This is a genomic window from Bacillus sp. TH22 (assembly GCF_016651015.1).
Classification (GTDB): Bacteria; Bacillota; Bacilli; order Bacillales; family Bacillaceae_G; genus Bacillus_A; species Bacillus_A mycoides.
Map to the genome: position 1 here is coordinate 5,000,110 of NZ_JAEKER010000001.1, position 19,392 is coordinate 5,019,501.

Here is a 19,392-nt window from a genome sequence, read left to right on the forward strand (position 1 = left end):
GAATGGCGACCCTTTTTTGTTATGCGTTATACCCGAATAATTTTAGATCTTCTCCTGAGTCTGAAATTATTTTTTCGAATCGCAATCCTACTTTTTCTAACAGCGTGCCTGAAGCAACATTATCTATAGAAGTAATTGCTACAATTCGTTTGAGTCCGAGCTTTTGTACACCGTATTCGATTACTGCAGCAGCTGATTCATAGCCGTACCCTTTTGAACGGAATTTTTCTAAAAAAGCAAAGCCGATATCAACATCTTCTAATGAATCTCTTTTAATAAGGCCGCACATACCAAGTGGAGTGAGATCTTCTTTTCGTTCAACTAAGTAAAGACCAAAGCCCATTTTATTGTACATATCGACGGGTCCATTTAAGATGTATTTTTTTGCATCTTCTAAGTTTTTAATGCCTTTATCACCAATAAATTGAATCCATGCAGGATCATTTACTAATTCAAGAATAAACGGAGCATCTTTTACATCGAGCCAGCGAAGAGTGAGTCTTTCAGTTTCAAGAACTATCAATCTATTGCACCACCTTTAAAAGTTATAACAATTAGTATGGATTGTGCGAAATAAAAGTGCAAGTTATTTTAATTGAGAGTTACTGTTCACATAAAGTTCGATTGTTTTGTATAAAAGGATATTTTATAATTAGGATTGATTGTAAAGAGTGAGATACTTATACAATGACTCCTAGGAAACTAGGAGTTTTTACTATATAACTATCATTATTACTAAATATGACACACTACACATTCTACTCAAGGAGGTACATAATGAAGAAATTATATAATGCATCGTTTACTTATTTGATTATCGGTTTATTGTCAGGAATATTTGCTAGGGAGTATGGGAAATATAAAGGGATTTTAGGCTCTACTTTATTAAATCTTTTGCATACGCATACGTTAGTACTTGGCTTTTTCTTCTTTTTAATTGCTTTAGGGTTAGCAAAAGTATTCGCGTTTCATGAAGTGAAAGGATTTAATAACTGGTTTATTTTACATAATATCGCATTAACTTTAATGTTAGGATCGCTGGCAGCGAGAGGACTTCTTCAACTAAATGGAGCGGACTTTAAAGGGTTAACTTATATTGTAGGGTTCTCTCATTCTATGATGGCATTTACTTTAGTTTGGTTTATGATTTTATTGAAAAAATCGTCTAAAATATAGTTTTAAAAAAGAACTTGTAGGGAATACTGCAAGTTCTTTTTTTATATAAAACCTCAGGAATCTAACTATTCTGATTATTATGTATAAAAATGGTATAATTAATGCAGAGTAAATAATATAAAAGGAGAGTGCGTAATGGAAATAACAATTGAGCGATTAGTAAATGAATTAAAGGATGTACTTCCTGAAGATCAAGTAGTGATTAATAAGACAGTAAGAGAGTTACATAGTAAAGATGAATCTTACCATAATAGTAGTTTACCTGATGTAGTTGTTTTTCCAAAAACGATGGAAGAGGTTAGAGCAATAATGAAAGTAGCGAGTGAGCATAAAAAACCTGTCATTCCATTTGGAGTAGGTTCTAGTTTAGAAGGTCATATAATTCCTTATGAAAAGGGGATTACAGTTGATTTTTCATTAATGAACAAAATACTTGAAATAAGAGAGAAAGATTTTCTTGTGAAAGTACAACCAGGAGTGACTCGTTCTCAGCTCAATAAAGAATTGAAAAAGTACGGTTTGTTTTTTAGTGTAGATCCAGGTGCAGATGCAACGTTAGGAGGCATGGCTGCTACGAATGCGAGCGGAACGACAGCGGTTAAGTATGGCGTAATGCGTGATCAAGTTCGTGATTTAGAAGTGGTGCTTGCTGATGGGCAAGTGATACATACTGGCAATTTAGCGGCGAAGTCATCATCAGGTTATCATTTAAATGGTATTTTCGTAGGATCAGAGGGTACGCTTGGATGCTTTACAGAGCTAACATTAAAAGTATACGGCATACCAGAACATGTTATGGCTGCGAGAGCATCGTTTCCAACTATAAATGATGCAGTAGAAGCTGTTATTAACATACTACAAGCTGGTATTCCAATTGCGAGAATAGAACTTGTTGATGAATTATCTATGAAACAAGTAAATCATTACAATGAAACAAATTACAGAGAAGAACCAACACTGTTTTTAGAGTTTCACGGAAATGAAGCAGGGCTAACGCAAGATATCGAGTTTACGAAGGAAATTGTTTTTGATCATAAATGTAAAGATGTTGCTTTTGAAACTGAAACTGCGGCAAGAAATAAATTATGGGATGCAAGACATAACTTAGCTTATTCTTACGTTCATAGTTACCCTGGCAAAAAGCTAATGAGTACAGATGTATGTGTGCCAATTTCAGAGTTAGCTGGCGCGATTCAAAATGCGAAAGAGACGTTAGATAAGGTGGGCCTTGTTGGTGGTATTCTTGGCCATGTAGGAGACGGGAATTTTCACGTGCTCTTAATGATTGATCCAAATGATAAAGATGAAGTGAAAAAAGCGGATGAAATAAATGAAAGTATTGTACTGTATGCTCTTAAGCGTGGCGGAACTTGTACAGGAGAGCATGGCGTTGGAATAGGAAAGCAGAAGTATCAAGAAGAAGAACATGGTGCGGCATTATTGGTAATGGAGAAAATAAAGAAAGCTCTTGATCCGCAAAATATTTTAAATCCGAATAAAATTTTCAAGCTAACAGATAAGGAATGATGAATTTTGGAGAAACGAATTATACACTTTGAAGGATTGGTCGTCTTATTAGCTGCGATTTATATATATGCATTATGTGGATTTAGTTGGTTATTATTTATCGTATTACTTTTTGTACCTGATTTAGCAATGGTGGCGTACGCTATTAACAAACGTGTTGGTGCACAAATTTATAATCTATTTCACACATATATCATATCAATATTACTTGTTTTAATAGGGGTCTATTTAAAGATGGATACGATTTTAATGATTGGTTTAATATGGACAGCACATATTGGAATGGATCGAATGCTTGGGTATGGATTGAAGTATGAAACTGATTTTAAGGATACGCATATTCAGAGGTTATAGCTTAGGTAAAACGGAATTTATTGAATATGTATTAGAAAAAGCTATGAAGGATAGTTGAATAGAAGAGTTTGTATCAATACGAAAATAGACTAAGGTGGCAGAAATCATATAATGCCACCTATTGTTTTTGAAGAAGAGGTTTTACTATATGAACTGACCTTATAAAACAATTACAATCTGCCCCTGCCAAATAATAAATCTCGTAAATATAATGAGAAATAAGAAGATAAGAAAAGAGGGAGCTTATGTACATACCAAAACATTTCACTATACAAGATGAAGAGACGAAGTACGAAATGATTGAACAAAATAGCTTTGCAACTTTATTTTCTCAACATAACGGAGCACCGTACGCAACGCATTTGCCGTTATTGTTAAATAGGGAAACACTTACTTTATCCGGGCATTTTGCACGTCCAAATGAGCAATGGAAAGATAGTGAAAATCAACAAGTGTTAGCTGTTTTTCAAGGACCACATAGTTACATCTCTCCGTCATGGTATGAAACAAATAAAGCAGTACCAACATGGAACTATGTTGCGGTCCATGTATATGGAGAGTTAGAAATTGTTGAAGATGAACAGGAATTAATAGATTCTCTTCAAGATTTAGTACATAAATATGAAAACTCAAAGAGCACCTACTCACTGAAGGATGTAGATCCGAATTATATGGAAGGATTAAGTAGGGGAATAGTTGGGTTCAAAATAAAGATAAATAATATAGAAGGAAAAGCGAAGTTAAGTCAAAATCATTCTGGGCAAAGACGGAAATTAGTTGTGGAGGAACTTGAGAAAGTTGGTAGTGAGGGGAGTAGGGGGATTGCTGATTTGATGAAAGAAATAGAGTGATTTCATATGAAGTAAAGGGATATTTCTATTTTTGTAGAAATATCTTTTACTTGAAAGAAAAACTGCCTCCGTAGCTCTAGAAGGGAAGAGCGCCGGAAAACAGTGTAGAACCGGGTCGCAAGGCGAAGGTTTCAGAAGCACCGAAAAGCAAATAAGCTGAGACAGGTGAAACTCCTGTCGGTGAAATTCCGTAGGGAAGCGTGTTCCCCTTAGCCTATGCTTACGAAAGGAGTACAGGTTCGAATCCCGTCGGAGGCATATAGAAAACCGTATATTAAGAAATAGTTTGTCTTTGTTATACTCATTTAATGGTAAAATTAAAGTTAGGATATTTTATAGTGGGAAACAAAATGGAAGTGTTTTTAGTAGCCATCTTTTCAGCGACTATCATAATGATGACTGTTTTTGTTATAACAAAGGCTTGTTTTACGGGGTATAAGAGGAATGATATATCATTTCGGAAATTTATTCTTTTATCAAGTGTTTCAATTGTGATAGGCCGTTTATTGTCATTTGTACTACCATTTGGCTATGAAAAAATATTCGATTACATTAACTAAATAAACGTATTTAAAAAGACCTTCTTAATTGAAGGCCTTTCATTTTTTAAAGTGCTTTTTCAGCTGTTGTTGTGTTGTAGTCTTTGCTTACGTCAACGGATTGAACAAAGTCAGGTTTTTGTGGAGCAGGGAAATGCTCATGTCCAGCTTGATTTGTCAGATTTGCATTTAACCCAAAAGCAGCGATTCCAGCAAAAGCAATACCTAAAGCGATTTTACCAATTGTTTTCCTCATTTTCATAACCTTCTTTCATTCTTTTTGTTTGCTTCAATACTCTTGAGGAAATACTCACTAGCCTTTTCAAACTGTAGCTTCTTGTGATATGTAGTTGCTATTTTCTCACAATACTCTGAAGTGTAACTGAATAAAGATTCTGCATTAAAATAGTGAATTCCTGCTTGTACAATTTTATCTAACTGTTCTAATTCAAATTCATTAATATTAGCTTCTAAAATAGAAAAATGATGTTTATACTCCTCGTTGTCCAGTTGTAAAACAATCTCTTTTCCGGTCTGGATATACTTATTTGCTAATTCTATATTGCCTAATTTTCCATTTTCTTGTGCAAGTAAAAATAATGCTTTGTAGTGCTTTGGCATTTTTTCTATCACTTCTGATAATTGGCGAATGGCTTGTTCTGATAAATCTTGATTTGCGTACAGTGTACCTAGATTATTTCGTACATGAAGAAGTAAAGGTTCTTCGTTTAATTTTTGTAAGATATCAATTGCTTTATAGTATAATTCTTCAGCTTTTTCATAGTGTCCAACTGCTACATAGGCTCCACCAAGCACACTTAAACATGATGTTACGTTTCGTTCGCAATCGTTTATTGTTTGGAAAATGTCTAATGCTTTAGTTGCATTTACTATAGCTTGGCTTGGTTGTTGCATTTGAAAATGATAAACTGCATATCGATAATAAAAATCAGCTTGCTCCACATTAGTAAGACTAGTTAATGATGATTTTGCTTTCTCAAAATAATCATCAGCTTTATCGAATTTGTTTAATGCAGTGTAGTAAATTGCATTGTAATAGTGATATAAGTAGGATAGTTGTAAATCAGATGGTATAGCATAAGCGTTAATTGATTCAAAACTATCTTTTGTAATTGATAGCCCTTCAGTGAATACTGCATAGCGGAATTTTAATAAATCAAAAAATAATTGGTAGGATGCATTTTCTGTATTTCCTTGTAAAAGCATTTCTTTTTTTTCTTTTGCTGCTGCATGATAGCAGTCGTGGGATACTACGACATTTTGAGTTAAAATTGCGTGATACCACGCTTCTAGATGTTTGGTTGCGTATGTACTACCGGTTAATAAAGTGTTCATAAGGTCCCCCCTCATAATATTCTATTGAGTTGTATCTATAATGGTAACACGAATTATCGGAAGATTATGTAAAAATAACTTGATAAATAAAATTCTTGTAAATAAGAAAATTAGATCGTTTTTAGTTGTATATTTGTATATTTTATTCAATATTTGTTATTTTTTAGATGGTAAATGCTATGGGGGGTTCAAAATATGAATATTTTATTTCAAACCAAGAAAAAGTTGAGAAAGTAAATAAAAATAATAAATTTTAAAAATCCCCTTCATAATTGAAGGGGGGATTTTTAAATGTGCTCACCATGATTTTCTAATTTAGGAGCAGGGAGATCAGCATGACCTTCTTGCTTAGGGGCAGGGAAATCAGCATGACCTTCTTGCTTAGGAGCAGGGAAATCAGCATGACCTTCTTGCTTAGGAGCAGGGAGATCAGCATGACCTTCTTGCTTAGGAGCAGGGAGATCAGCATGACTGTCTTGCTTAGGAGCAGGGAGATCAGCATGACTGTCTTGCTTAGGAGCAGGGAAATCAGCATGGCTATCCTGTTTAGAAACTGGAGGTCTTCCATGATCATAAGTGGGAGCCAAAGTATCACCTTTATTGAAAGCAGGAGCCCCTCCGTAGTCACCATGATTTTCTAATTTAGGCGCTGGAACATCTCCATGTTCAGCTTTTACAACTCCGCCATCCCCGATGCTTACACCAAAAATACCAAAACCAAGTACTGATAATCCTACAACAACTGTACCAATTTTTCTTTTCAAATCTTATCTCTCCTTATAGTTATTTATTTGTGTTATTCGTTTGTGAAATTAGACAGAATAACACAAATCGTAATAGGGGAATTCCCCCCTAATTTACGATACTACATAATTCTGTGTAATATTTTGTAAAACCTTCTTGTATTTTGAAAATCAAGAAAAATAAATTCGACAAAAACACCACTCTCTCAAGTGGTGTAAGGAAATAAGTGTATGAATAATAAATTTAAAGGTTAAAGATAAACAATCACGTCCCGCAAAAAGTCCTATAAGGACGATTCGACGGCGCTGGAGGCGTGCAGTAATCCGCTTGTTCTTGAGAATATTCATAAGGATTTGCTAAAGCTTGAAGAAGTTTCTCCATTACGCTATAGTCTCCATTTTTAACAGCTGCTTCTAGTGCTTCTTCTACTCTGTGGTTTCGAGGGATGATTACTGGGTTGTTATTTTTCATTAATTTGTATGCATCATCTTTCGATTCTTTTTGTCTTTCTAACCGAGATTGCCATAGCTCGTACCATTCTTTAAATTCAGGACTTTCAAATAAAGGTGCATTTTCTAATATATTGTCAGTTAATGCACGGAATGTATTTGTATAATCTGCTTTATATTTTTCCATTGCTTTTAAAAGTTTCTCAATAAGTGATTGATCTTGCTCTTCATTGCTAAATAGTCCTAATTTCTTCTTCGTTCCGAGGAACCAATTGTTTTCGTACTGCACACTGAACTTTGAAATTTCATCTTGTGCAATTTTTAGTGCTTCTTCTTCATCTTCATGTAGTATCGGTATTAAAGATTCAGCTAAACGTGCGAGATCCCATGCAGCCATATATGGTTGATTTCCGTATGCATAACGGCCTTGTGTGTCAATAGAGCTAAATACTGTTCCTTGATTATAACTATCCATAAAGGCACATGGACCGTAATCAATCGTTTCACCGCTAATCGTTATATTGTCAGTGTTCATTACGCCGTGAATGAAGCCAACGAGTTGCCATTTTGCGATAAGGCTTGCTTGTCTCTTAATGACTTCTTGTAGTAGTGCGACATATGGATTTTCAGTAGATTCAACCTCTGGATAATGTCTTTTTATCGTATAATCAGCTAAAGCTTTGAGATCTTCGATTGAGCCTCGAGCTGCGGCGTATTGGAATGTTCCAACGCGTATATGACTGCTTGCAACTCTAGTTAAAATAGCTCCAGGTAACTTCGTTTCGCGATAGATTGGTTCGCCAGTTGAGACTACTGCTAAACTGCGAGTAGTTGGAATATCAAGCGCGTACATCGCTTCACTAATAATATACTCACGTAGCATTGGACCGAGTGCAGCGCGACCATCACCACGGCGCGAATATGGAGTTGGACCGGAACCTTTCAATTGAATATCAAACCGTTCGCCTGAAGGAGTAATTTGTTCTCCAATTAAAAGGGCACGACCATCTCCTAACATGTTGAAATGACCAAATTGGTGCCCAGCATACGCTTGAGCTAGTGGATGAGCTCCTTCTGGAATAGTATTACCAGCTAAAATGGCGATTTCAGCGTCCTTTTTTAGTTCCTCAGGATTAAAGCCAAGAGATATTGCTAAAGAATTATTTAGTTTAATTAACTCCTGTGAATGTACAGGAGTTGGGGGGATTTCTGTATAAAATGATTGTGGTAAAGTCGTATAACTATTATCTAAATTCCAACCTGCTTCATTATTTTTAGTCATTTTATCTCCTCCTTGTTTATTTTTTTATTATGTATTTGTACGTATGTATTCTTTGTAAAATTAGCTAAAAGTATAATATGATATTTCCCCTTGAAATCTATTGTAAGGACTTCATTGCACTATGTCTATTTAACAGCAAATAATAAAACTCCATTTTAAAAAAATGGAGTTTTATTATTATTTGATTTTTACAATTATCTTTCCTTTTGCTCTTCCAGACTCTGAATATTCCATTGCTTTTTGAGTATCTTCAAAAGGGAAAATGCGATCGATTATAGGTTTGATTTGTCCAGATTCAATATACTTTGTAATTATACGTAATTGATCTCCGCTTGGTTTCATAAACAAAAACGAATATTGAGCATTATGCTTTTTTTCAAGTGCAGTAAGTTTTTTGCTTGCTAATGAAAATAAGAGTGTTTTGAAAAATCCTGAACCAAATTCTTTACCGAAGCGAGCATTCGGCATTCCTGAAACGGAAACAATGTTCCCTTCGCTTTTTATAATATCGAATGATTTTTCAAGTGCTGTACCGCCAAGTGTATCAAATACCGCATCATAATTTTTCAGTATATCTTCAAACTTTTCTTTTTTGTAATTAATAATTTCATCTGCGCCAAGAGACTTTACTAAATTTTCACCAGCTTCACTAGCAGTTGTTGCAACAGTGGCACCCATTATTTTTGCTAACTGAATTGCGAAAGTACCAACACCGCCGGATCCAGCGTGAATCAAAATCTTTTGTCCTTTTTGTAATTGCATGATGTCATGTAATGCTTGATATGATGTTAAGCCAACGAGTGTAATCGACGCCGCTTCCTCAAAAGTTAAATTTTTCGGTTTTAAGGCTATATCATCTTCATGAATGGCTATATATTCCGCAAAAGTACCGATCTTATCTTTTCTTGGACGTGCATATATTTCATCACCAACTTTAAATCGAGTCACCTTTGTTCCGACTTTTACAATGACACCAGAAAAGTCATTACCAAGAATAAGGGGCATTTTATATTTAAGTAACAACTTCACTTTTCCATCGCGTATTTTAAAATCAATTGGGTTAATGCTAGCTGCATGAATTTCTGCGAGCACCTCATACTCATTTATTTCAGGGGTGGGCATCTCAGTCATACGCATTGGAACTTTCCCGTATTTATCAATCACCATTGCTCTCATTTCTTATACCTCCAAAGTTCAATAAAAGTTTTGCAGTAGCTTCTCAATATCTAATACAAGATTTTTTAATAATCCTAATTTTGTACGTATGTCAATATAATAAAAGTTCTTTGTACCTTCTTTACGCATTAAAATAATACCAGACTTCTCGTAAAATCTTAAGGTGATGTGATACTGTCGGTCGAGAAAGGTGTGTTTGTTTAGTGATTTCGCCAACACGTAATCCAGTTTGACATTCTGTTTTCATTAGAACTAACAAAATAGCTTGACGTGTTTCGTCACCAATTGCCACTAATACTTTTTGACAATTAATAAAATCTTCTTTAATAACATTTAATTGTTCTTGTTTATTCATTTCAATCACTATACCTCCAATAATTAGTCGAAAGGTTTAAGATGATGAACCATTACATTGATACGGTAATGCTACATGAATGTTGTATGAGCTGCAATATTGAGAAAGAAAATCGAGACGAATCAATTTGTACGTATAGAAAATAATGGAGTAGTTATTATAGGGAATAGAAAATAATGGAGTTGAACGGTAGGAAATGATTTAACAATGCGTTGTCTGCCGAGGATAAAGGGTAGCCATTTAACAATAAAATAAGCGGTCGTAACCTTGTATAATTTACAAGGTTACGACCGCTTATAATGTTTTTATTATTTTTGATGTCTATATCAGAGAATAGTTCAAAGTAAAGTAGGGCCTTCTTTTTTATTCTTTCATACACACACAAATTAAGTGACTTGTAGATGTATGAAAGGATAAAAGTAATTTGGGTCGTAATCTATCTATATGATAATTCAAAATGAAATATAAGTCTATATTTTTGTTGGTTTTTTGATTATATTTATGTCACTGAGCTCAGAAGAATATATGTGGAGGGAAAATGTATGGAATCGAAACATGTACCAGTTTTAATTGTTGGAGGGGGATTATCAGGATTATCGTCTGCATTATTTCTTGCGAAACATAACATTGATTATGTACTTATTGAAAGGCATCCGTCTACTGCGATTCATCCGAAAGCGGGTGGAATTACATTTCGCACAATGGAATTATTCCGAGAACTGGGTCTAGAAAAAGGAATTAGATTAGCTGGTAAAGCATTAGAGAATTGTCACGGGAGAATTGCAGTTCAAACAATAGCTGAGGTAAAGCATGAAGAGTTGGAACAAATAAGGGCGGCGCAGTATGAAAATAACGAAAATTTATTTCGTAAAGTGGAAGAGATTAGCCCATCAAAACAAACTGCTTGTTATCAAATTACTTTAGAGGAGATGATGTTACAAGAAGCACAGAGATTAGGCGGGAAGCTATCTTTTTATCATGAACTAGTTTCTTATGAGCAAAATGGAAACGGAGTAATAGCAACGATTCGAAATCGTAAAACGAAAGAAGAGAGCATGATTCATTGTGATTATGTAATTGCAGCAGATGGAGCGAAAAGTAAAATACGTGAACAGTTAGGTATTTTAACCGAGGGCCGTGGTACAATCGGTGGTTATTATATGAACATATATTTTGAAGCGGATTTGAGTGAATTTATTAAAGGAGACGCATTCGGTTTTACTATGATACTTCATCCAGAAGTAATTGGTGCGCTTATTCCAGTCGATAACGAAAGTAAATGGATTTATCATGTAGCTTATGATCCAGTAAAAGGGGAGCGACCAGAGGATTTCTCTATAGAACGCTGTAAACAAATTATTCAAACTGCAATTGGAAGTACGGATATTAAGCCAGAAATAGTAAGTGTTTTGCCGTGGGAAGCGAGTGAAAGTACAGCGGTAAAATTTCAGGACAATCGCATCTTTTTAGTTGGTGACTCGGCGCATATTATGCCGCCAACAGGAGGATTCGGTTCAAATACAGGAATACAAGATGCACATAATTTAGCTTGGAAATTAGCGGCTGTTATAAAAGGGAAAGCAAATCCAAAATTGTTAGAAACCTATCATGACGAGAGATATCCTGTTGCAAAATTAACGACGGACTATGCGAGTAGTATATTATTTCGTGCTGCGAATCGAGAGGAAGGTAATTTGAGTAATATGGATAGTTTAGCTGTCACTGCTGGTTATCAGTATTGCTCAGAAGCAATTATAGACGAATGTAACACACCGCATAGAATGAATATAGTTGATTTGAACGGACGCCCGGGAACGCGTGCGCCACATTTTTTGGGAACTTATGAAGGAAAAGAAGTTTCTATACTTGATCTATTTGGTAGCAACTTTGTGTTACTTACTGGAGCAGAGCCTAGTACTTGGACTGAAGCTGCAAATGTTGTTTCATCTGGATTAGGAGTAAAGATAAAAGTGTATCAGGTAGGTTTAACTGGTGATTTTATCCATCAAGGTAACTTTTTTAGAAAACTATACGGGATAGAAAATGGAGGAGCGGTAGTAATAAGACCAGATGGATTTATTGGATGGCGTACGGAAAATGAGGTAGTAAAGCCGGGTATATTACTTGAAGAGATAATGAATCGTTTATTATGTAATTAAATATAAAAACAACGCTTGTATTTCAAAAGCAGAAGAACCACTGAATTATGGTGGCTTTCATATAACAACTATTACTTCTCAAAAGAGTAAGCATCTTTTAAGTTACACGAATATGATGCCAGTATACGCTAATAAACTACCTCATAAGGATGAGGCAGAGAAAATAGCGATGGATGTAATGGAAAAGGTTGATCGACAATATGCAAAGGGCCTAACTTTACTTCGTATAGAAAAACAAACTAGACATTATGTTGACGGGGGACAAACTGTGGAGTTTCCTGTTCTATGGATAAAGATGATGCATAATAACGGAAGTTTTAACTGGGTGACAATTGGTGGTGACGGACAAATCATTGAATTTGAGCGAGAAGTACGCTGGGATTATATGATGAGTCGTCGCCAAACAGAAATGTGGTATTACGATGATTGGGTATTGGCACGCACCGGGGAAGGACCACAATTATTGCCGCCAGCTGCGTTGGCTTAATATGTTAAACAATATGTGTACAATGGTAGGCGTCTATGTGGGGGAATGAAAAAGGAAAAGTAATTTTAGTGTTATTTATGCATCATTAGAATATTCGGGAAGCCTTTATATTGGCTTCCCGATATTTTTTATGTTGAAAAAATATTATGCAAGATGTTGGTAATATACTACGTATTTTTCTAATCCTTCAATCTCTTTCTCAGGAGGTTCAATTCCACCTTTTCGGCCGTAGCAAACATTTCTCAAGTATTCGCCGAAAATCATAGAGCGACTTTTCTCATTTTCCATCCAATTATATCTATTAATTATAAAATCACCATCAAAACTTGTATCAAATGTATATGGAATACAAGTTATATGTTTTGGTAAATGTTTTTTTAATACTCTATATTGCCGGCCTGCTCCTAAGCTTTTACATACAAATAGTAAACTGTTAATTGTTGTAAAATCAAAGATCTTCTTAGCTTCAATTACATTTGCGATAGAATGGAGAGAGTTTTTCTCGAAAATGATAGCATCTTCCGGTACACCGTGTTCAATTAACTTGTTAACAATTACTTCTGATTCTGATAAATCTCCATAATTCCAGTTTGGATGTTTCATTCCATGTAAACTAGTACCACCTGTGACGATAATTTGTGCACCTAAACCTTGTTGATAAGCATGTAAAGGAGCTTGCCAATTACCAGGATGGGAACCACCGAAAACGAAAATTGCATCACACTGTTGTGGTGTTGATTCTTTTAGGAAAGCGATTTCGGTTATTTCTTCAATTTGTTTTTTCGTAAGATGTGGGACTTCAGGGTATTTAGGGATTACCATATGAAAACCTCCTATATAGTGAAATGTTAAATTCATTATATAGCGATGTTGTTTAGTGGAAAAAGGGAAGTTTTTCATTTGACAGTTCCCCTTTTATGATAACTCTCCTATAAACAAAAGTTCTCCTTCATCATTAAATCCATCTTCATCCTTGATTATCTCTTGGAAATGCAATGTTTGGACACTGTTAGAAATTGATATTTTCCATTCATGCCCGAAGTCGGAAGCATTGGAGAGGGGAATCCATTTTTGAAATTCGTTATCTCTATTGAAAAAATTTTGAAAGTAGTCATCGTTTTTAAATATGATGATTTGTGAGTTCCATAAGCTTGCTATTTTAATCATAACAACGACTCGATATGTATTTGTATCGTTCGGTTTCATTGTCATTAATTGATTCGCTTGATTTAACAGGGTTTGAATGCACAATCGCTTTACTTTCCTAGGTGTTGTACTAGAATCGATAAAAGCTTGAGAGCCTGGTAAAGGCATATGCCAGTATTCATCGTTATAGAAAGTAGATGGAAATGCTTTAGTGGCGTCTTCAATTCTTTTTATAAGAGTTTTTGTTTTTCGTTTCATTCCGCGTATTTTCTGTTCACGCATTGTTGATCATCTCCATAAATTTTTGCAAGGCAGCTGAGTGAAAAATGTCTTTTCGAGTAATAAAGGTAGTAGGAACCTTTTTAAAGTGATTTGGTAATGTATTTAAAGATACACCATGTTCATAATCTGGAATAATGGATTTCATCATAATAGCCGCGCCCATACCTGATTTTACACATGCAAGTATTGCTTCAATTGTTCCGAACTCTAGTATTCTTTTAGGTGAAATCCCTTCTTCTTGAAGCCAGTTTTCTAATAGTTTTCTGTAATAACAACCTTGACTAAAAGCGAGTAAACTCAGTTCTTCTATTGTTTTAAAGGAAGCTAGAGGAGTCTTGCTAATGAGAACGAGTTCTTCTTCTCGAAATGAAAGTGTATGAAGTTCAGTATGCTGAATATTTCCAGCGATAAGAGCCCCGTCTAGTTTTCGCTCTAAAACGAGCTGAGTTAATTGGTCTGTCGTGTTTGTTTCTAGAATCAATTCAACTTCTGGATACTTTTCATAATAGGTCGTTAATATGGGCGGGAGACGAACGGCTGTTGTCGATTCTGTACATCCGATTTTTAACGTGCCTTTTGGCTCGGTTCCGTTACTTTGGACAGCTTGAATGGATTGATCGATTAAGTGGATGATTTGTTTTGCATATGTTAATAAAATTTCTCCGTTAGAAGTTAAAGTAACGCCTTTTCCATTTCGATAAAATAAAGGCACACCTAACTCAATTTCTAGTTGTTTTATACGCATCGTTACACCTGATTGTACATAGTTTAAGTTTTTAGCAGCATGAGATATATTTCCTACTGTCGCAACTTCGTAAAAAACCGTTAAATCTTTTATATCCATTTATTATCACCCCGAAAAAGGTATCAATTTTTTTGATGGATTCTATTATTAACACTTATTTTACATGATATCAGAACCTTCATACAATGAAAGGGATATGGGGGAGATAACGTTGATAAGTGAAGAAAAAATTGAAAAGTACAGTAGTTCTAATAAATGGATCATGTTAACTTTGGCAACGGTAGCACAGGCAAGTGCAACACTTATAACATATGGAGTAGGGGTACTCGCTTTATTTTGGAAACAGAAATATGTACTTTCGAATATGCAGGTTGGGTTGTTAATAAGTGCTGTAAATATTGGTCCGCTGTTTTGTATGCTTTTTGCCGGAAGGTTACTTGATCGATATAACGAAAGAATATTAATTGGATCGAGCACTGTATTACTTGGCGGGGCACTTTTACTTGCTCATATGGCAAGGGGATTTATTGGGCTATTATTTGTCCTTCTTTTAATAGGAACTTTTTATAGCGTATCCCAGCCAGGGGGAAGTAAAGTAATCTTGAAATGGTTTCCGAAAGAAATGCGCGGATTAGCTATGGGAATACGGCAAGCTGGTATACCTATTGGCGGGGCGTTAGCAGGAGTAACGATCCCTTTGCTTACACTTAAATTTAGTTTATCTTATACGATAAATGTTATTGCAACTATATGTATAGTAGGTGGGTTATTGTTTTTCATATTTTATAAGGAATCGAACGCCCGAGAACACACTAGCCGAGAAGATGTAAGGCTTTCTTTTTGGATGCAATTAAAAGAGGTGATATGTAAAAAAGAGCTGTATCCAATTTTTATTACAGGTATTTGTATGATTTCTTTACAAATGATATTAGTCGGACATTTTATGAAATTTTTAGCTGTTGAAAAATCGATAACACCTATTGTAGCAGGGAAAGTATTTTCAGTTATGCTAGTTGCAGGAATGATTGGGCGAATTATATTAACTACAATAAGTGATACATATTACAAAGGTGATCGTCATAAACCTTTATTAATAACTGTATGTATATCTTTTTGCTTAATTTTAGTTGTTGTAATGAGTATAAACACAATGACACTTGAGGCATTGTTTGTGATGAGCGGACTGCTAGGGTTCTTTGCGATCGGTTGGTTTAGTCTTTTTATGGTTGAAGTTGCTGAGTCTGCAAGTGAGGAATTGGTAGGCCTAACAGTGAGTTTTGCGCTTACACTTAATCAAATTGCTATTATCTTTGCACCTGCTTTGTTTGGTTATATAGTAGATGGAAAAGGCTACACATATGCATGGATAGGTATAGCTGCATTACTAAGCGTTTCAGCGGTGAATTTATGTAACAGTAAAAGAATATTAAAAATGTAAATCTTTTATGAAGAAAATCTAAAGAAATGTCGTGAGAGTGACATTTCTTTTTTTATATGCTGTATAATCAATTTAGAAATGAGATTCGTTTTCATTAACGCTCATTTCCTCTTTTGAAATTACCTGTAATTTTAGCCATAATAAGCTGTTTTTCTTTTTCGTTACTTGCCCGATTTATTTTGTTTAAAAATTTTTCAGCATCATTTCCTTTTAAAATTATAATCTGTTTTCCGTAATATTCAATTGAAACTATATTGTTTTTTGTTACTCGATAATGAAACATCATATCATCTAAACGATTGCGCTTATCGGTCTTTTTCAAATTAACGCCTCCATTCTTGTTAATGTGTAACGAATGTTACATAAAAAATTTAAATTAAAGTTGGATGTATCCGATTGTAAGGTGGAAATTTTGTAAAAAAGAACTACAATAGAGAGTAGTTAAAATTTGAACGTTAGAAAAAGGAATCTAGTTTGCTATGAGAAATAATAGAGTAGATAGATTATAAGATATTTAAAAACTAAAAGATATAGAATAGAATGGAAAAGTATAAAGTGAAACTAGATAAAAGAGGGTTCCCATATGTTTAAGAAATGGTTAATTGCTTTCTTTGTTTTTGCTATTTTTTGTGGGAGTGTCGCTGCACTCATACATGCAAATAAAGAAAAGAAATACAGTTTGAAGGCATTTTCAAAATTTGAGGATAAAGTTGGAAATGTTCAATCGAAAGTTGATGCGAATCAGCAAAAACGTTATGATATTGCAGCAACGAAACTCGATCAATATTTAAAAGATAAAGGATTTAACGGAACGGTTCTCGTAACGGATAAAAATAATGTGGTTTTACGAAAAGGCTACGGGTATGCGAATATAAAAGATAAAGTTTTAACAACGCCAAGAACAAAATATCGCATCGGTTCCATAACGAAAACAGTAGTTGCAATATCTATATTACAGCTAAGAGAAAAAGGGAAATTGAATATTGAAGACAATGTAAATAAGTATATTCCATCGTTTCCAGCAGATAAAAAAATTACGTTACGAAATTTGTTAACACATACGTCTGGGTTACCAGATCAGGGACAAGGTAGTGTTGATGCGGCATCACGTTTAAAGTTAGTAACGTGGATTGGAGCGCAAAAGTTGCAATTTCCTGCAGGGACAGGATGGAAATATACAGATTATAATTATATGGTACTTGCGTATATTGTAGAAAAGATATCGAATAAACCGCTTGCTGAATATGTGAAAGAAAACATTTTTACTCCTGTTGAAATGAATGAATCTGGTATGGGTGCAACTCTCCCTGAAGATATTTTCTTAGCAGAAGGTTACACGAAAAAAGATAATGAGTTAATAGCTACACCCCGCTTAAAAATGAACTGGCTGTATGGTTGTGGTGAAATGTATACGACCGTTGAAGATATGAAAAGATTAGATGAGGCTATTATGGATGGAAAGCTGATTTCTAAACAAAGCTTATCAGATATGTTTACAGTATCACCTGCGAGAAAATATGGATTTAGCTTCTATATTTACCCAGATTATTATCATAACCACGGTGTATTAGCTGGCTGGAACACTTTTAATAATTTTAACTGGGATAAAAGAACGTTTGTAATATTATTCTCTAACGTACAAAATGGTATGAATGATACATTTAATCAAGAGTTTAGGAAATTAGCGAATGATTTAATAGAAGGAAAATAATTATTTAAAAATCGGTATTGATATAAAATTATCAATACCGATTTTTTTATTTAGTGAACAAGCATGTATGAGAGGGGATTAGTATTAGAATAAATTTATGAAGGAAGTTAAATGATATGGATGTTAAATATAGGAAGTGTATTTTGTGAATGTCATCTATTTGTATTGAAATTATGTGATTATCATGCGGAAGAATAATTGGTAATTTTTACATTGATGAAAAAGCTTGAGCTTCACACTATGTTAAGCCTTACAGTATTGTAGACATGAACAGGAGGTTGAAAAATGAAAAAAATAGTCAAGTTTTGTTTAATAGCTACATTATCTACAACGATTATTAGTGGATGTTCTTTTGAAGGGAATAATGAAAATGCCAAAGGGAAAGAGGATAAAAAAGTAGAGGTACAGAAAAACGCTGGAAAATATACGATGCCGGATGAAAAAGATAAACATGAAGGTACATGGCTACAATGGCCTCATGAATACACATATGGTCAAGAGTATAAACAAGAAGTTGAACCTATTTGGATTAAGATGGCAAGTGCTTTAACTGAGGGTGAAAAAGTCCACATTGTTGCATATGATGAGGAAGAGAAAGAGCGAATCAATAAGCTTTTAATAGATAAAGGGCTGAATATGGATAAAGTTGATTTCTTTATCGCTCCTACTGATGATGTGTGGGCAAGAGATAGTGGACCGATTTTTGTTTATGACAATAATAAAAATCTAAAAATATTAGATCCAGCATTTAATGGTTGGGGAAAGAAAACTCCATATAAAAATGATGCCCGTATACGTGAGAATGTTAGTAAACAATTAGGGATTGAAAGAATTGATTGGGGGAAATTTGTCCTTGAAGGTGGCGCAATTGAATTAGACAGCAATGGGACTGCTTTATTAACTCGAAGCGCAGTAACGAATAAAAATAGAAATCCTGATTTATCAGAAGCGGAAATTGAAAAATATATAAGTGACCTTGGGGTGACAAACTTTATTTGGTTAGATGGAGTGCCTAATTTAGATATTACTGATTTTCATATTGATGGATTTGCTAAATTCCATGATAAATCTACAATCGTAACGATGGCAGAAGATGACTTGGCTGAATGGGGCTTGTCAAACAAAGATATGGATAAATTGTTAGATGCAAAAAATGCTTCAGGACAGAAATATAAGTACGAATACTTACCGCTTAGTAAAGATAAAGTTACTTTAGAAGGTGGAAAAACTCTAGATTATAAGGGGTCGTATATCAATTATTATGTTGGGAATACAGTTATATTGGTGCCTAACTATAATGATCCAAATGACAAAATCGCAAACGATACGATTCAGAAATTATACCCGGATCGTAAAGTAGTGGGAATTGATGTGAGAGAGCTTTATAAAAATGGCGGAATGATCCATTGTGTGACACAGCAACAACCGATTCAATTGAAGTAATTGATTATAGTTTTGTTATGCTGCTTTATAGACAAAATAGGTGAAATGCTATCTTTACTTATTTTGTCTTGTTTTAACATCTGTAACAAGAGTGGAATGTATAATTTTAATATAACTATAATAAAATTAAATTATATTGTCATTATTGTTTTATATGGAAAAGGAGAAAAAT

Annotated in this window: 20 protein-coding genes and 1 pseudogene; 10 read left to right on the forward strand and 11 right to left on the reverse strand. The window is 34.4% G+C overall.

All coding sequences use genetic code 11. The features are described from left to right. Positions 1 to 19: 19 nt before the first annotated feature. Positions 20 to 523, reverse strand: coding sequence for a GNAT family N-acetyltransferase (locus JFU18_RS25460; RefSeq protein WP_002137638.1), 504 nt, complete (start codon positions 521 to 523; stop codon positions 20 to 22). A gap of 254 nt (positions 524 to 777) precedes the next feature. Here JFU18_RS25460 and JFU18_RS25465 point away from each other — a divergent pair, with 254 nt between their 5' ends. The 5 genes from JFU18_RS25465 to JFU18_RS30400 all read left to right on the forward strand — a co-directional run bounded on the left by JFU18_RS25465 (position 778) and on the right by JFU18_RS30400 (position 4,468). After that, the gene (locus JFU18_RS25465) at positions 778 to 1,176 is read left to right on the forward strand and encodes a DUF2871 family protein (protein WP_002033617.1); all 399 of its coding nucleotides are present in this window, start codon (positions 778 to 780) and stop codon (positions 1,174 to 1,176) included. A 135-nt stretch (positions 1,177 to 1,311) separates the two neighbouring features. Continuing rightward, positions 1,312 to 2,703, forward strand: coding sequence for an FAD-binding oxidoreductase (locus JFU18_RS25470; RefSeq protein ID WP_201034197.1), 1,392 nt, complete (start codon positions 1,312 to 1,314; stop codon positions 2,701 to 2,703). Positions 2,704 to 2,709: 6 nt separating this feature from the next. Continuing rightward, the gene (locus JFU18_RS25475) at positions 2,710 to 3,057 is read left to right on the forward strand and encodes a DUF4260 domain-containing protein (RefSeq protein ID WP_201034196.1); all 348 of its coding nucleotides are present in this window, start codon (positions 2,710 to 2,712) and stop codon (positions 3,055 to 3,057) included. A 245-nt stretch (positions 3,058 to 3,302) separates the two neighbouring features. Then, entirely contained in the window at positions 3,303 to 3,908 is a 606-nt protein-coding gene (locus JFU18_RS25480; RefSeq protein ID WP_201034195.1) for an FMN-binding negative transcriptional regulator, read from the forward strand. A gap of 350 nt (positions 3,909 to 4,258) precedes the next feature. Beyond that, positions 4,259 to 4,468, forward strand: coding sequence for a hypothetical protein (locus JFU18_RS30400; protein ID WP_307838361.1), 210 nt, complete (start codon positions 4,259 to 4,261; stop codon positions 4,466 to 4,468). Between the two features lie 46 nt (positions 4,469 to 4,514). Here the strand turns inward: JFU18_RS30400 and JFU18_RS25485 are convergent, their stop codons facing one another. The 6 genes and pseudogenes from JFU18_RS25485 to JFU18_RS25510 all read right to left on the reverse strand — a co-directional run bounded on the left by JFU18_RS25485 (position 4,515) and on the right by JFU18_RS25510 (position 9,818). Further along, entirely contained in the window at positions 4,515 to 4,703 is a 189-nt protein-coding gene (locus tag JFU18_RS25485) for a hypothetical protein (RefSeq protein ID WP_002033627.1), read from the reverse strand. Between the two features lie 2 nt (positions 4,704 to 4,705). Then, positions 4,706 to 5,803, reverse strand: a complete 1,098-nt coding sequence (locus JFU18_RS25490) for a tetratricopeptide repeat protein (protein ID WP_201031554.1) — start codon at positions 5,801 to 5,803, stop codon at positions 4,706 to 4,708. A gap of 287 nt (positions 5,804 to 6,090) precedes the next feature. Continuing rightward, positions 6,091 to 6,567, reverse strand: a complete 477-nt coding sequence (locus tag JFU18_RS25495; RefSeq protein ID WP_201034194.1) for a hypothetical protein — start codon at positions 6,565 to 6,567, stop codon at positions 6,091 to 6,093. 244 nt (positions 6,568 to 6,811) lie between these two features. After that, positions 6,812 to 8,278, reverse strand: coding sequence for a protein adenylyltransferase SelO (locus tag JFU18_RS25500; protein WP_201034193.1), 1,467 nt, complete (start codon positions 8,276 to 8,278; stop codon positions 6,812 to 6,814). Between the two features lie 177 nt (positions 8,279 to 8,455). After that, complete coding sequence (locus tag JFU18_RS25505; protein ID WP_201034192.1) at positions 8,456 to 9,454, reverse strand: NADP-dependent oxidoreductase; 999 nt, start codon at positions 9,452 to 9,454, stop codon at positions 8,456 to 8,458. An 18-nt stretch (positions 9,455 to 9,472) separates the two neighbouring features. Then, a pseudogene (locus tag JFU18_RS25510) lies at positions 9,473 to 9,818 on the reverse strand (ArsR/SmtB family transcription factor). 533 nt (positions 9,819 to 10,351) lie between these two features. On the opposite strand from JFU18_RS25510, the gene JFU18_RS25515 reads away from it, so the two are divergent. Further along, entirely contained in the window at positions 10,352 to 11,968 is a 1,617-nt protein-coding gene (locus JFU18_RS25515) for an FAD-dependent oxidoreductase (protein WP_201031550.1), read from the forward strand. 112 nt (positions 11,969 to 12,080) lie between these two features. After that, positions 12,081 to 12,455, forward strand: a complete 375-nt coding sequence (locus JFU18_RS25520) for a hypothetical protein (RefSeq protein WP_233147358.1) — start codon at positions 12,081 to 12,083, stop codon at positions 12,453 to 12,455. A 144-nt stretch (positions 12,456 to 12,599) separates the two neighbouring features. On the opposite strand, the gene JFU18_RS25525 is transcribed toward JFU18_RS25520, so the two are convergent. The 3 genes from JFU18_RS25525 to JFU18_RS25535 form a co-directional block, all read right to left on the reverse strand. Further along, positions 12,600 to 13,277 (reverse strand): YdcF family protein, encoded by a 678-nt coding sequence (locus tag JFU18_RS25525; RefSeq protein WP_002167869.1) that lies wholly within the window; start codon positions 13,275 to 13,277, stop codon positions 12,600 to 12,602. A gap of 93 nt (positions 13,278 to 13,370) precedes the next feature. Continuing rightward, entirely contained in the window at positions 13,371 to 13,883 is a 513-nt protein-coding gene (locus JFU18_RS25530; RefSeq protein ID WP_085312067.1) for a DUF3916 domain-containing protein, read from the reverse strand. Then, positions 13,876 to 14,727: a LysR family transcriptional regulator gene (locus tag JFU18_RS25535; protein ID WP_201034191.1), complete on the reverse strand. Its 852-nt coding sequence runs from the start codon at positions 14,725 to 14,727 to the stop codon at positions 13,876 to 13,878. The genes JFU18_RS25530 and JFU18_RS25535 overlap by 8 nt, the downstream gene beginning before the upstream one ends. Positions 14,728 to 14,839: 112 nt before the next feature. Here JFU18_RS25535 and JFU18_RS25540 point away from each other — a divergent pair, with 112 nt between their 5' ends. Then, positions 14,840 to 16,066, forward strand: a complete 1,227-nt coding sequence (locus JFU18_RS25540) for an MFS transporter (RefSeq protein ID WP_242486461.1) — start codon at positions 14,840 to 14,842, stop codon at positions 16,064 to 16,066. Between the two features lie 94 nt (positions 16,067 to 16,160). On the opposite strand, the gene JFU18_RS25545 is transcribed toward JFU18_RS25540, so the two are convergent. Next, positions 16,161 to 16,388, reverse strand: a complete 228-nt coding sequence (locus JFU18_RS25545; protein WP_000750526.1) for a hypothetical protein — start codon at positions 16,386 to 16,388, stop codon at positions 16,161 to 16,163. A 261-nt stretch (positions 16,389 to 16,649) separates the two neighbouring features. Between JFU18_RS25545 and JFU18_RS25550 the strand changes: the two genes are divergently transcribed. Both JFU18_RS25550 and JFU18_RS25555 read left to right on the forward strand, forming a co-directional pair. Further along, on the forward strand, positions 16,650 to 17,777 hold the full coding sequence (locus JFU18_RS25550) for a serine hydrolase domain-containing protein (RefSeq protein WP_201034189.1): 1,128 nt from the start codon (positions 16,650 to 16,652) through the stop codon (positions 17,775 to 17,777). A gap of 285 nt (positions 17,778 to 18,062) precedes the next feature. Beyond that, positions 18,063 to 19,220, forward strand: coding sequence for an agmatine deiminase family protein (locus tag JFU18_RS25555; protein WP_201034188.1), 1,158 nt, complete (start codon positions 18,063 to 18,065; stop codon positions 19,218 to 19,220). Positions 19,221 to 19,392: the final 172 nt, after the last annotated feature.

Bases quoted from the DNA above. Each gene is read 5' to 3' on its own strand.
- JFU18_RS25470 (WP_201034197.1), top strand. From the start codon at position 1,312: ATGGAAATAACAATTGAGCGATTAGTAAATGAATTAAAGGATGTACTT.
- JFU18_RS25525 (WP_002167869.1), bottom strand. From the start codon at position 13,277: ATGGTAATCCCTAAATACCCTGAAGTCCCACATCTTACGAAAAAACAA.
- JFU18_RS25490 (WP_201031554.1), bottom strand. From the start codon at position 5,803: ATGAACACTTTATTAACCGGTAGTACATACGCAACCAAACATCTAGAA.
- JFU18_RS25500 (WP_201034193.1), bottom strand. From the start codon at position 8,278: ATGACTAAAAATAATGAAGCAGGTTGGAATTTAGATAATAGTTATACG.
- JFU18_RS30400 (WP_307838361.1), top strand. From the start codon at position 4,259: ATGGAAGTGTTTTTAGTAGCCATCTTTTCAGCGACTATCATAATGATG.
- JFU18_RS25530 (WP_085312067.1), bottom strand. From the start codon at position 13,883: ATGCGTGAACAGAAAATACGCGGAATGAAACGAAAAACAAAAACTCTT.
- JFU18_RS25480 (WP_201034195.1), top strand. From the start codon at position 3,303: ATGTACATACCAAAACATTTCACTATACAAGATGAAGAGACGAAGTAC.
- JFU18_RS25515 (WP_201031550.1), top strand. From the start codon at position 10,352: ATGGAATCGAAACATGTACCAGTTTTAATTGTTGGAGGGGGATTATCA.
- JFU18_RS25535 (WP_201034191.1), bottom strand. From the start codon at position 14,727: ATGGATATAAAAGATTTAACGGTTTTTTACGAAGTTGCGACAGTAGGA.
- JFU18_RS25485 (WP_002033627.1), bottom strand. From the start codon at position 4,703: ATGAGGAAAACAATTGGTAAAATCGCTTTAGGTATTGCTTTTGCTGGA.
- JFU18_RS25555 (WP_201034188.1), top strand. From the start codon at position 18,063: ATGAAAAAAATAGTCAAGTTTTGTTTAATAGCTACATTATCTACAACG.
- JFU18_RS25520 (WP_233147358.1), top strand. From the start codon at position 12,081: ATGATGCCAGTATACGCTAATAAACTACCTCATAAGGATGAGGCAGAG.
- JFU18_RS25550 (WP_201034189.1), top strand. From the start codon at position 16,650: ATGTTTAAGAAATGGTTAATTGCTTTCTTTGTTTTTGCTATTTTTTGT.
- JFU18_RS25465 (WP_002033617.1), top strand. From the start codon at position 778: ATGAAGAAATTATATAATGCATCGTTTACTTATTTGATTATCGGTTTA.
- JFU18_RS25505 (WP_201034192.1), bottom strand. From the start codon at position 9,454: ATGAGAGCAATGGTGATTGATAAATACGGGAAAGTTCCAATGCGTATG.